This is a genomic window from Xanthomonas sp. D-109 (genome assembly GCF_017746095.1).
GTDB classification, from domain to species: domain Bacteria; phylum Pseudomonadota; class Gammaproteobacteria; order Xanthomonadales; family Xanthomonadaceae; genus Xanthomonas_A; species Xanthomonas_A sacchari.
The window spans coordinates 435819-447874 of record NZ_JAGHWV010000001.1 but is presented as its reverse complement, the minus strand read 5'-3'; the positions used below and the strand labels follow the sequence as shown (position 1 = coordinate 447874).

13 protein-coding genes are annotated in these 12056 nt (G+C 70.5%); 11 read left to right on the top strand and 2 right to left on the bottom strand.

All coding sequences use genetic code 11. The features are described from left to right. Window positions 1-2 precede the first annotated feature (2 nt). Complete coding sequence (locus J7357_RS01855) at window positions 3-620, top strand: glutathione S-transferase family protein (protein ID WP_209244456.1); 618 nt, start codon at window positions 3-5, stop codon at window positions 618-620. A 66-nt stretch (window positions 621-686) separates the two neighbouring features. Next, on the top strand, window positions 687-2117 hold the full coding sequence (miaB, locus tag J7357_RS01850) for a tRNA (N6-isopentenyl adenosine(37)-C2)-methylthiotransferase MiaB (protein WP_209244454.1): 1431 nt from the start codon (window positions 687-689) through the stop codon (window positions 2115-2117). Between the two features lie 17 nt (window positions 2118-2134). Here the strand turns inward: miaB and J7357_RS01845 are convergent, their stop codons facing one another. Then, the gene (locus J7357_RS01845; protein ID WP_209244452.1) at window positions 2135-2797 is read right to left on the bottom strand and encodes a winged helix-turn-helix domain-containing protein; all 663 of its coding nucleotides are present in this window, start codon (window positions 2795-2797) and stop codon (window positions 2135-2137) included. Between the two features lie 71 nt (window positions 2798-2868). Here J7357_RS01845 and J7357_RS01840 point away from each other — a divergent pair, with 71 nt between their 5' ends. The 9 genes from J7357_RS01840 to J7357_RS01800 all read left to right on the top strand — a co-directional run bounded on the left by J7357_RS01840 (window position 2869) and on the right by J7357_RS01800 (window position 10463). Then, the gene (locus J7357_RS01840; protein ID WP_209244450.1) at window positions 2869-3366 is read left to right on the top strand and encodes an OsmC family protein; all 498 of its coding nucleotides are present in this window, start codon (window positions 2869-2871) and stop codon (window positions 3364-3366) included. Then, complete coding sequence (locus J7357_RS01835; RefSeq protein WP_209244448.1) at window positions 3363-3779, top strand: hypothetical protein; 417 nt, start codon at window positions 3363-3365, stop codon at window positions 3777-3779. The genes J7357_RS01840 and J7357_RS01835 overlap by 4 nt, the downstream gene beginning before the upstream one ends. 349 nt (window positions 3780-4128) lie before the next feature. Then, entirely contained in the window at window positions 4129-5115 is a 987-nt protein-coding gene (locus J7357_RS01830) for a PhoH family protein (protein ID WP_209244446.1), read from the top strand. An 8-nt stretch (window positions 5116-5123) separates the two neighbouring features. Next, on the top strand, window positions 5124-5678 hold the full coding sequence (locus J7357_RS01825; RefSeq protein WP_343237381.1) for a hypothetical protein: 555 nt from the start codon (window positions 5124-5126) through the stop codon (window positions 5676-5678). 195 nt (window positions 5679-5873) lie between these two features. Further along, on the top strand, window positions 5874-6359 hold the full coding sequence (gene ybeY, locus J7357_RS01820) for an rRNA maturation RNase YbeY (RefSeq protein ID WP_010342139.1): 486 nt from the start codon (window positions 5874-5876) through the stop codon (window positions 6357-6359). Window positions 6360-6529: 170 nt separating this feature from the next. Next, window positions 6530-7147 carry a hypothetical protein gene (locus J7357_RS01815; RefSeq protein WP_209244442.1) on the top strand — a complete coding sequence of 206 codons (618 nt, stop codon included), beginning with the start codon at window positions 6530-6532 and terminating at the stop codon, window positions 7145-7147. 111 nt (window positions 7148-7258) lie between these two features. After that, window positions 7259-8140, top strand: a complete 882-nt coding sequence (locus tag J7357_RS01810; protein WP_019801191.1) for a transporter associated domain-containing protein — start codon at window positions 7259-7261, stop codon at window positions 8138-8140. Further along, window positions 8137-9417 (top strand): DUF4105 domain-containing protein, encoded by a 1281-nt coding sequence (locus J7357_RS01805; RefSeq protein ID WP_209244440.1) that lies wholly within the window; start codon window positions 8137-8139, stop codon window positions 9415-9417. The genes J7357_RS01810 and J7357_RS01805 overlap by 4 nt, the downstream gene beginning before the upstream one ends. Window positions 9418-9467: 50 nt before the next feature. Next, window positions 9468-10463, top strand: coding sequence for a magnesium and cobalt transport protein CorA (locus tag J7357_RS01800; protein ID WP_209244438.1), 996 nt, complete (start codon window positions 9468-9470; stop codon window positions 10461-10463). A gap of 168 nt (window positions 10464-10631) precedes the next feature. On the opposite strand, the gene J7357_RS01795 is transcribed toward J7357_RS01800, so the two are convergent. Next, the gene (locus J7357_RS01795; RefSeq protein ID WP_209244436.1) at window positions 10632-11996 is read right to left on the bottom strand and encodes an NAD-dependent succinate-semialdehyde dehydrogenase; all 1365 of its coding nucleotides are present in this window, start codon (window positions 11994-11996) and stop codon (window positions 10632-10634) included. Window positions 11997-12056 lie beyond the last annotated feature (60 nt).

The window sequence follows — 12056 nt, the reverse complement described above, 5'->3', positions numbered from 1 at the left end:
GCATGACCGCCGACCGCCACATCACCCTGTTCCATAACCCGCGTTCGCGCTCGCGCGGCGTGCTGATCCTGCTGGAGGAGCTGGGCGCCGACTACGCCATCGAGCGCATCGACTTCGACCGGCAGGCGCAACTGGCGCCGGAATACCTGGCGATCAACCCGATGGGCAAGGTACCGGCGATCGTGCATGCCGGCGCGGTGGTGACCGAGCAGGGCGCGATCTACCCCTACCTGGCCGACCTGTATCCCGAAGCCGGGCTGGCGCCGCCGATCGGCGACCCGCTGCGCGGCCCTTACCTGCGCTGGCTGGCGTTCTACGGCGCCTGCTTCGAGCCGGCGCTGGTCGACCGCGCGCTCAAGCGCGAACCGCCGCCGCGGGCGATGTCGCCCTATGCTGACTGCGATACCGTGCTGGCGGTGGTGGACGCGCAACTGGCGCGCGGCGACTACCTGCTCGGCGCGCGTTGCAGCGCCGCCGACGTGCTGTGGGGCAGCGCGCTGGGCTGGATGCTGCAGTTCGGCCTGCTCGATTCGCCGGCGCCGACCCGCGCCTACGCCGAGCGCATGGCCGCGCGGCCGGCGGTGCAGCGCGCGCTTGCGGTGGATGCCGCGGGCGACTGACCTGCGCCCGCGCGCCGGCACGAGTAAACTAGTCGGCTTCCTTTCCACCCGCCTGGATTAAGCGCCATGCCCGGGACCGTCCTGCATCCCCTGCCCTCCACCGGCACCGCCGCCGCGCCCGCGCCCGCGCCGGTGCGCGGCAAGCTGTACATCAAGACCCACGGTTGCCAGATGAACGAGTACGACTCGGCCAAGATGGCCGACGTGCTCGCCGCGTCCGAAGGCCTGGAGCTGACCGACAACCCCGAAGAAGCGGACGTGGTCCTGGTCAACACCTGCTCGATCCGCGAGAAGGCGCAGGAAAAGGTGTTCAGCCAGCTCGGCCGCTGGAAGGCACTGAAGGCCGGCGGCAAGCCGGTGATCATCGGCGTCGGCGGCTGCGTGGCCTCGCAGGAAGGCGAAGCCATCGTCAAGCGCGCGCCCTACGTGGACCTGGTGTTCGGCCCGCAGACCCTGCACCGGCTGCCGGAGCTGATCCGCGCGCGGCGCGAATCGGGCAAGTCGCAGGTGGACATCAGCTTCCCCGAGGTCGAGAAGTTCGACCGCCTGCCGGAACCGCGTGCCGAAGGCCCATCGGCCTTCGTGTCGATCATGGAAGGCTGCTCCAAGTACTGCTCGTTCTGCGTGGTGCCCTACACCCGCGGCGAGGAGATCAGCCGGCCGTTCGAGGACGTGCTGGTGGAAGTGGCGCAGCTGGCCGCGCAGGGCGTGCGCGAGATCAACCTGCTCGGCCAGAACGTCAACGCCTACCGCGGTCCGTATGCCGACGCCGAGGCCGGCGAGGAAGCGCAGTACGCGGACCTGGGCCTGCTGATCCGCAGCATCGCGCAGATCGAGGGCATCGGCCGCATCCGCTTCACCACCTCGCACCCGCTGGAATTCAGCGACTCGCTGGTGGAGGCCTACCGCGACGTGCCGCAGCTGGCCAACTACCTGCACCTGCCGGTGCAGGCCGGCAGCGACCGCATCCTCAGCGCGATGAAGCGCGGCTACACCGCGCTGGAGTTCAAGCAGAAGATCCGCAAGCTGCGCGCGGTGCGTCCGGACATCTCGATCAGCTCGGACTTCATCGTCGGTTTTCCCGGCGAGACCGACGCCGATTTCGACAAGACCATGAAGCTGATCGAGGACGTGGGCTTCGACCAGAGCTTCTCCTTCATCTACTCGCGGCGCCCGGGCACGCCCGCCGCCGACCTGGAAGACGACACCCCCGAGGCGGTCAAGCACGCGCGGCTGGCGCGACTGCAGGCGCACATCAATGCGCATGCGCAGACGATCTCGCAGGGGATGATCGGCAGCGTGCAGACCGTGCTGGTGGAAGGCCCGTCGAAGAAGAACCCGGCCGAGCTGACCGGCAAGACCGAGAACATGCGTTCGGTGAACTTCCCCGGCCATCCGCGCCTGATCGGCCAGTTCGTCGAGGTGACGATCACCGAGGCGCTGAGCAATTCGCTGCGCGGCCGCCTGCACCTGGCCGAGGACGACGCCGCGGCCTGAGCGGCGGCGGGCGCGCGCTAGTCGAGCGCGCTGAGGAAGCGCTCGCCGCGCGGGCCGATCTGCACCACCCGCGAATCCGGCACGCGCCGGGCCAGGCCGGTGTCGAGGAGATACCGGAGCAAGGCGCTGCCCAGCGCGCCGGCGACATGATCTTGGCGCTCGCTCCAGTCCAGGCACGGCCGGCACACCGGTCGGCGCGACGCACGCAGTGCCGCCACATCGATGCCCAGCGTCGCGCACCAAGCAGCGCCGGACGCGCTCAGCGCCATGCCGTCGCTGCACAGCAGGTGTCCACGCGCTTCCATCTGCTGGCGCCAGCGGATCGCCAGTTCGCCGGCGAGGTGGTCGTAGCAGACCCGCGCCCGGCGCAGGCCGGAATCCACCGGACCGACCCGCCGGGTCTGCGGCGGCGCAAGTCCCATCACCGCCTCGACTGCCGCGGCAACCTGCGCATCGGCGAGGCGGAAATAGCGGTGCCGGCCTTGGCGCACCACCGCAAGCAGACCGGCCTGGACCAGTTGCGTCAGATGTTGGCTGGCGGTGGACGGCGCCACGCCGCCGTCCAGGGCCAATTCCGTGGCGGTGCGCGCCTGTCCGCTCATCAACGCCGCCAGCATGCGGCTGCGCGCGGCGTCGCCCAGCAGGAAGGCGACACGGGACAGCGGTGTGGCTTCACTCATGCTTCGATTCTAGACGAAGCATGGCACCGCGCTGGCGCCTACCGTGCCCGCTTCCCACACGAGGCAGGCACATGGCCGACACGCTGCACCACTACGTTTCGCAACTGCACTGGACCGGCAACCGCGGCGACGGCACCGCCGACTACACCGGCTACGGCCGCGACTACACGCTGCAGGTTCCCGGCAAAGCGGCGCTGGCGGGCAGCGCCGATCCCGCGTTCCGCGGCGACCCGGCGCTGCACAACCCGGAAGACCTGTTCGTCGGCGCCCTCGCCGCCTGCCACATGCTCACCTACCTGGCGCTGTGCGCGCATGCCGGCATCCGGGTCCTGGCCTACCACGACCAGGCACAAGGTTGGCTGGAGCTGCATTCCGGCCGCGGCGGGCGCTTCCGCGAGGTGGCGCTGGCGCCGCGGGTGACCATTGCCGCGGACAGCGATGCGACCCGCGCACGCGCGCTGCACGCACAGGCGCACGCGCAGTGCTTCATCGCCAACAGCTGCGCGATGGCGGTGCGCTGCGAGGCGACGATCGTGCACGGCGAGGCGACGGCGGAGGCGCTGCGATGAAGGACGTGGAGATCCATCTCGACGATCGCCCCGGCGCCCTGGCGGCGATGGCCAAGGCGCTGGGCGCGGCCGGCATCAGCATCGAAGGCGGCGGCGCGTGGCGGGTGGGCGGCCGCGCGGTCGCGCACTTCCTGTTCGAGGCTGCCGCGCCGGTGCGCGACGCGCTGCAGACGCACGGGATGCGCGTGGCCGCCGAACGCCCCGCGGTGCTGCTGCGCCTGGACCAGGAAACGCCGGGACAACTGGGCTTGCTCACCGGCCTGCTCGGCGACGCCGGCATCGACATCGCCGTGCAGTACAGCGATCACCACGGTCAGCTGGTGCTGGTGGTGGACGACCTTTCCGGCGCACGGGCGATCGCGGAGGCGTGGATGCAGGCCCGCCACGCGCGCAGCGACGGTGGACATGGATAGGCGCGCCGCAACGCATTCCCAGAAGACAAGCGCGGCGGCACGCCCGGCGCTGGCCGGCAGGTGCGATTTTTTCGCCACCACAGGGCCGCGCCTTGCCGGGCAAGGCGTCCGCGCAGTTGTCCACAGGCTTTTGGACAATCGATCCACACCCATTGTGGACAACGTTGCCATCGCCGCCTCGTGCGGGTCGCGGCGGTGGCGCTCACAGGCGCGGGGCGCAGTCCGATCGCGTCGGCGTGCACACACCGCCGCCACCGCCGCTCCCCCTTCACTGGCCCGGCTACGCGCTGCGCGCTACCCTTTGCGCCCCTCTTTTTTTCGACGTCGCCGCTGGCGGCGCGCGCCCGCCATGACCACCCCTGCGCAACGCGACTTCACCCTGGATCCCGCCGACACCGAGCGTCTGGCCAACCTGGCCGGCCCGTTCGATGCGCACCTGCGGCAGATCGAACTGCGCCTGGGCGTGGAGATCTCCAACCGCGGCAACGTGTACCGGGTGACCGGGCCGGAGCCGGCGGTGGCGGCGGCCGAGCGCCTGCTGCAGGCGCTGTACGCCGAGGCCGACCACGTCGCCTTCGACGACCAGGAAATCCACCTGCGGCTCAACCAGTCCAACGTCGACCAGGTGGCGCAGCGCGCCTACCAGCCGCAGGAAGTGGCGATCAAGGTCAAGCGCGGCACGGTGCGCGGGCGCGGCGCCAACCAGGCCAAATACCTGCACCAGATCGCCACCCACGACATCAACTTCGGCATCGGCCCGGCCGGCACCGGCAAGACCTTCCTGGCCGTGGCCAGCGCGGTGGAAGCCCTGAACGAATCGCGGGTGCAGCGCCTGATCCTGGTGCGCCCGGCGGTGGAGGCCGGCGAGAAGCTGGGCTTCCTGCCCGGCGACCTCAGCCAGAAGGTCGACCCCTATCTGCGCCCGCTGTACGACGCGCTGTACGAGATGCTGGGCGTGGAGAAGGTGGTCAAGCTGCTGGAGAAGAACGTCATCGAGATCGCGCCGCTGGCGTACATGCGCGGGCGCACCCTCAATGACGCCTACGTGATCCTGGACGAGGCGCAGAACACCACCATCGAGCAGATGAAGATGTTCCTGACCCGTCTCGGCTTCGGCAGCACCGCGGTGGTCACCGGCGACCTGACCCAGATCGACCTGCCCAAGCACGTCAAGTCCGGCCTGCGCGATGCCATCGAGGTGCTGCACGAGGTGGACGGGGTCAGCTTCACCTTCTTCGAGGCGCGCGACGTGGTCCGGCATCCGCTGGTGGCGCGCATCGTCAACGCCTACGAGAAGCGCGACGTCGTCGACCGCGCCAGCGGCCCCGCCGCGTGATCCGGGTCGTGCCCACCCTGCTGGCAACGCTGCTCGGCGTGGCCGGCAGTGCCGGCGGCCAGACGCCCGATACAACGCCAGCGCAGGATCCGGCGCCGCAGCGCAGCGCCCTGGCGCAATCGCTGACCCCGCCCTGCCTGACGATCGTGCAGGACACCGCCAGCATCGGCCTGCCGCGCGATGTGCTCGAGCGCGCCGCGGCGATCGCCCGCACCTCGCCGACCGCGCCGCGCGGCAACGAAGCGCAACGCCTGGCCTGGATCGCCGGTACCCGGGCGCAGGCGCTGCTCGATGCGGCCGAATCCACCGGCGTAACGCGCGACCGCTTCGGCTGCAATGCGCTGGCCTACGCAAAGGTGCCAGCGGACAGCTTCTACCTCGTCGGCCAACTGCTCGAACACGGCCAGGCTGCGGTGTGGCTCCCCGCGTCGGGGCGCTTTGCCGCCACGGTGGAAATCCGGCGCGACAATCCGCAGTGCCAGCGAGGCCCGATGGGCAGCCTGGCCTACCGCGTCGACGACGAAAAGACCCCGCTGCTGTTCCTGGTCGCATGCGTGACCTGAGCCTGCTGCTGCGCGCTTGCCGCTGCTGGGCAAGGCGCGCAGTGGCCGCAACTGCGCCGCTGACGCCGGCATCGATCGCAGCACAGGCAACGCCGCTGTGATCGAGATCGCCTAAGCCGCCGGCGACTGGGCGTCGCCCTGAGCGCGCGTTAGCGCGATACTGTGCCCCCCACCGCTGCACCCGGTCGTTCCGCCATGACCAAAGGTCCCGTCCGCCTCGATGTCGGCGTCAGCTACGCCCTGCCCCGTGCCGGGCTGCCGGCGGCGACGAGCTTCCGCAAATGGGTCGCCGCGGCGCTGAAGGGCCGCATCCGCGAGGCCGACCTGGCGATCCGCCTGGTCGACGACCGCGAAGGCCGCGCCCTCAACCAGCACTACCGCGGCAAGGACTACGCCACCAACGTGCTCAGTTTTCCGGCCGAACTGCCCGAGGGGCTGCCGAAGGGCGTGAAGCTGCCGCTGCTCGGCGACCTAGTGATCTGCGCGCCGGTGGTGGCGCGCGAAGCCGCCGAACAGGACAAGCCGCTCAACGCCCACTACGCGCACCTGACCGTGCACGGCGTGCTGCACCTGCTCGGCTGGGACCACGAGGACGACAAGGAAGCCGAGGCGATGGAGCAGCTGGAGCGCGAGATCCTGGCCGACCTCGGCGTCTCCGACCCCTACGCCGGCGAGCGTTGATCCGATATCCCACGCCCGCTGCCGCGACCGACCCTCACCCCAACCCCTCTCCCGGGGGAGAGGGGCTCGGTGTGTCCCCCACCGCCCCGCGCTGGTCAAGCGCGGGCACCGGCGGTAACGTGGCCGCGCGGCGATCGCCGCAGCCCCGTCCTGCTTCGAGGTTCCGTGCGTTGATCCGTCCCTCGCTCGTCCTGCTCGCGCTCGCCTGCGCCATCCCTGCGGCTGTCGCCGCGCCTGCCGCGCCGCCCACTGCAAGGCCTGCCACCACCGCAACCGCCGATCCGGCCATCGACCTGCCGGCGCTGCTGGAATGCCGCCAGCACGAGGCCGACTTCGCCGCGCTGTCGCCGCTGCTGGCCGATCCGCTGAAGGCGGTGGCGCACGGCTGGCGGCCGCTGCCGCAGTCCAACCCATTCATGACCGAGTACGCACTGGTCCGGCCGATCCAGGTGTTCGGCTACAGCAGCGAGCAGATCGCCTTCTCCGGCGCCAGCGTGATGGCGATCCTGGACCTGCCCGACCCGAGGCCGCTTGCCAAGCGCCTGAACCTGGAAGCGGCGGTGGATACGCCGGAGAAGGCCATGTTCGGCCGCGAGGTGCTCAGCCGCGACGTGCACGACCCCAAGACCGGCGAGCCGATGATCGAGTCGATCATCCTCAGCGTGTCCACGGTGAAATCGCACCCCGGCAAGACCCTGGCCGGCTGCAGCTACAGCCTGGACCTGCCCGAGGAGCCTGGCGCGCCACCGGCGCCGGACGCGCTGCACACGCCGCCCAAGGGCGGCTGAACCCGCGCCGGCGGGCCTGCCGGCACGCGCCGCCGGCGTCGCGATGCTGTCGCGACCGCCCTGCTAGACTTGCGGCTACCGCCCGTTCGACCGGGCGCCTGACCACAGAACATGTCTGAAGACGGACCGAGTAGCTCCTCCCCGGAACCCCACGAAAAGCGCCGCGGCTGGCTGGAACGCCTGACCTCGGTATTCTCCGGCGACCCACACACCCGCGACGATCTGGTCGAGGTGCTGCGCGACGCGCAGCACGATGGCCTGATCGCCGCCGACACGCTGCGCATGATGGAGGGCGCGCTGTCGGTCTCCGAACTCACCGTCGGCGACGTGATGGTCTCGCGCGCACAGATGGTGTCGCTGCCGGTGGAGTCGCGCTTCCTCGACCTGATGAAGCAGGTGGTCGAATCCGGCCACTCGCGCTTCCCGGTGCACGGCGAGAACAAGGACGACATCCTCGGCATCCTGCTGGCCAAGGACCTGCTGCGCGGCGTGGTCGCCGACCACGGCCCGGGCACGGTGCGCGAACTGCTGCGTCCGGCGGTGCTGATTCCCGAGTCGAAGAAGCTCAACGTGCTGCTCAAGGAGTTCCGGCTCTCGCGCAACCACATGGCGATCGTGGTCGACGAGTACGGCGGCGTGGCCGGGCTGGTGACCATCGAGGACGTGCTGGAGCAGATCGTCGGCGACATCGACGACGAACACGACGACGCCGAGGACGAGGCATCGCTAATCGCCGCGCAGGCCGACGGCCAGTACGTGGTGGATGCGCTGACCCCGATCGAGGATTTCAACGAGCGCTTCGGCGCCGACTTCCCGGACGACGACTACGACACCGTCGGCGGGCTGGTCACCGAGGCGATCGGCCACCTGCCCGAGACCGGCGAGGAACTGACCCTGGGCCGATTCGCGTTCCGTGTGGCGAAGGCCGACGCGCGCCGGGTGCAGGCGTTCCACGTCACCATCCTGCCGCCTGCCGAGCAGGACGGCGCTTGAGCGGGTGCACCGTGCCGCGCACGCGCGCGGCGTACTGGCTGGGACTGCTGCTGGCGCTGTGGGCCGGGTTGGCCTTCGCGCAGACGCCGTCCGCGGATCCGGCGGCCCCGCCGCCGCTGGCCGCCCCGCCGGCGCCGACAGGGCCCGCAGCCGATGCCAGCGACCCGGCGCCGCGCATCGGCGTGGCCACGATGCAGCCCGGCGAAGTGTTCTTCGAGCGCTTCGGCCACGACGCCATCGTGGTGCTGGATCCGCGCAGCGGCCAGGCCACCTCGTACAACTTCGGCTTCTTCGACCCCAGCGAACCGGGCTTCGTCGGCCGCTTCGCCGCCGGCGACATGCGCTACTACCTGGTCGCGCTGCCGCTGCAGGAGGACCTGGAGCAGTACCGCGAAGCCGGCCGCGGCGTCGACATCCAGTGGCTGGACCTGGCCCCGGCGCAGGCACGCGCGCTGCAGCAGGCGCTGGCCTGGCGCGCGCGCCCGGAGAACGCGCGCTACCGCTACGACTACTACACCGCCAACTGCGCCACGATGGTCCGCGACGCGCTGGACCGGGCCATGGGCGGCGCGCTGCACGCGCAGCTGTCCGGCCGCTCGCGCGGCAACACCTACCGCAGCGAATCGGTCCGCCTGGCCTCGCCGGCGCCGTGGATGTGGCTGGGCTTCGACCTGGGCCTGGGCCCGTACGCCGACAAGCCGCTGTCGCGCTGGGAGGAGGCCTTCGTGCCGATGCGCCTGGCCGAAAGCCTGAACGAGGTGCGCAACAGCGAAGGCCGCCCGCTGGTGCAGGCGCGCCAGCAGTTGCTGCCGCAGCGGCTGCCGCCGGAGCCGCCGGAACAACTGCGGCACTGGTGGCCGTGGCTGCTGGTCGGGCTGGCCGCGGCGGCGGGCGTGCTGGCGCTGGGCCGCCGCCCGCGCTGGCTGGCGGCGCTGGCGCTGCCGTTCTGGCTGCTGTGCGCGCTCGGCGGCGCGGTCCTGCTGTACCTGTGGGGCTTCAGCGAGCATCGCGCCGCCTGGGGCAACCGCAACCTGTTGCTGCTGGATCCGCTGTGCCTGCCGCTGTTGGTCGGCGGCGTGGCGCTGCTGCGCGGGCGCCGCCCGGGGCGCTGGTTCCACGTGCTGTTGTGGCTGGTGGTGGCGCTGGCCGGTGCCGCACTGCTGATCCACTGGCTGTCGATGCTGCAGCCGCAGTTCAACCTGCAATGGATCGCGCTGCTGCTGCCGGTGCACGCGGCGCTGGCCTGGGCGCTCACCCGCCCTCGCCCGCAGCGCTGATACCGTCGACGCCACTCGCCCCGCGCGCCTCCGCCGAACCCGATCCCGCCATGGCCTCCGCGACCGCCAATCCCGCCTGCGTCATCAACTGCGTGCATTACGACGGCCACGGCCGTCGCCACGACATCGCCCTGGAGCAGATCAGCGACGTGCTGGCCGGCCACGACGACGGCTTCGTCTGGGTCGGCATGTACGAGCCCGGCGACGCGGTGCTGCAGCAGCTCAAGGAGGAATTCCAGCTGCACGAACTGGCGATCGAGGACACCCGCAAGGCGCACCAGCGGCCCAAGGTCGAGGCCTTCGGCAACTCGCTGTTCCTGGCGGTGCATACCGCGCAGGTGATCGACGAGCGCATCGTCTACGGCGAGACCCATGCCTTCCTCGGCGAGCGCTTCCTGCTGACCGTGCGCCATGGCGCCTCGCTGCCCTACGCGCCGGTGCGCGAGCGGCTGGAACGCGAGGCCTCGCTGATGAAACTGGGCCCGTCGTACGCGCTGTACGCGGTGCTGGACTACGTGGTGGACAACTACCAACCGATCCTCGACGCCTTCCGGCAGAGCCTGGAGCGGCTGGAGTCGGACATCTTCGCCGAGGCGTACCGCCGCGACACCGCGATCCGGCTGTACGAACTCAAGCGCGAACTCAACCAGATGCGCCTGGGCGTGGCGCCTTTGCAGGACGTGCTGGCGCACCTCAAGCGCCACCCCGGCCCGCTGATCGCCGAGGAAGTGCGCCTGTACGTGCGCGACGTGCTCGACCACGCGGTGCGCACCAACGACGCCATCGACACCCTGCGCGAGATGCTCGGTACCGCCCTGAGCGTGAACCTGTCGCTGGTCACCCTGGCCCAGGGCGAGACGGTCAAGCGCCTCGGCGCCTGGGCCGCCCTGCTCGCCGCGCCGACCCTGATCACCAGTTGGTACGGCATGAACTTCAAGCAGATGCCGGAACTGGAATGGCCCTGGGCCTACCCGCTGATGGTCGGCGGCGTGGCCGCGGTGTGCGTGGCGCTGTATGTGGCGTTCAAGCGGGCGAGGTGGTTGTGAGCCGCCGCGCAGCGGCGGCGGGAATGGAGAAACGGGAATCGGGAATGGACGGCGTGCTGCAGGCGTGATGTAAGGCTGAATCGTTAGGCGTGCAGTCGTCCGTGACAGACGGCGCCATCAGGCGCCGCCGCTTCTCCCATTCCCAATTCTCCATTCCCGATTCCCAACTCAAGCCACATACACCGACTTGATGTTCATGAACTCATGGATGCCATGCTCGGCCAGTTCGCGGCCGAAACCGGAGCGCTTGATGCCGCCGAACGGGAGGCGCACGTCGCTCTTGACGATGGCGTTGACGAAGGCGGCGCCGCATTGCAGCTGGCAGGCCACGCGCTCGCCGCGGGCGCGGTCGGCGGTCCAGACGCTGCCGCCGAGGCCGAAGGTGGTGTCGTTGGCCACGCGCACCGCCTCGGCTTCGTCGGCCACGCGCAGGATCGCCGCGACCGGGCCGAACAGTTCCTCGTCGTAGGCCGGCATGCCCGGCGCCACCTGGTCGAGGATCGAGGCCGGATAGCCGGCGTGGCTGCCGCGTTCCGGCTCGCAACCGAGCAGCGGCTTGGCTCCCTTGGCGATGCTGGCCTGTACCTGCTTGTGCAGTTCGTCGCGCAGATCCTGCCGCGCCATTGGCGCCAGCGTGGTCGCCTCGTCCTGCGGATCGCCGAGGCGGCGCTCGACCGCGGCAGCGACGAAGCGGCGCACGAATTCGTCGGCGATCGCCTCCACCACCACGAAGCGCTTGGCCGCGATGCAGGTCTGGCCGGCATTGTCGAAGCGCGACTTCACCGCCGCTGCGACGGTGGCATCGAGGTCGGCGTCGTCCAGCACTACGAAGGCGTCGCTGCCGCCCAGTTCCATCACGCACTTCTTCAGCTGCCCACCGGCATTGGCGGCGATGGAGCGACCGGCGCGTTCGCTGCCGGTCAGGGTGACCGCCGCCACCCGCGCATCGCGCAGCACCTCGGCGGCCTGGTCGTTGTCGATGTGCAGCACGTCGAATACCCCATCCGGCACGCCGGCGTCGGCCAGCACCTTGCGGATCGCGTCGGCGCAGCGCGGCACGTTGCTGGCGTGCTTGAGCAGAGCGACGTTGCCGGCCATCAGCGCCGGCGCCAGGAAGCGGAACACCTGCCAGATCGGGAAGTTCCATGGCATCACCGCCAGCACGCAGCCCAGCGGCTCGTAGCGCACGTAGCTGCGCTGTGCATCGGTGGCCACTGCTTGTTCGCGCAGGTACTCGGCCGCGTGCTCGGCGTAGTAGTCGCAGGCGGCGGCGCACTTGTCGAGCTCGGCCAGCGCCTCCTTGCGCAGCTTGCCCATTTCCGCGGTCATCACCCGCTGAATCGCGTCGCGCTGTTCGCGCAATTGCGCACCGGCCTTGCGCAGCAGCGCGCCGCGTTGTTCCAGCGGGGTCGCCGCCCAGCCGGGAAATGCCTGCGCCGCGGCGGCCAGGCGCTGTTCGACGGCGGCGGCATCCATCAGCTCGAGGCTGTATTCGATCTGGCCGGTGGCCGGATTGACGGTGTCGTAAGGCATCGCGGCGGACTCCTTGAAAAATGTCCTGTCAGCCTAGCGCCGTGGACGTTGCCGCGACGT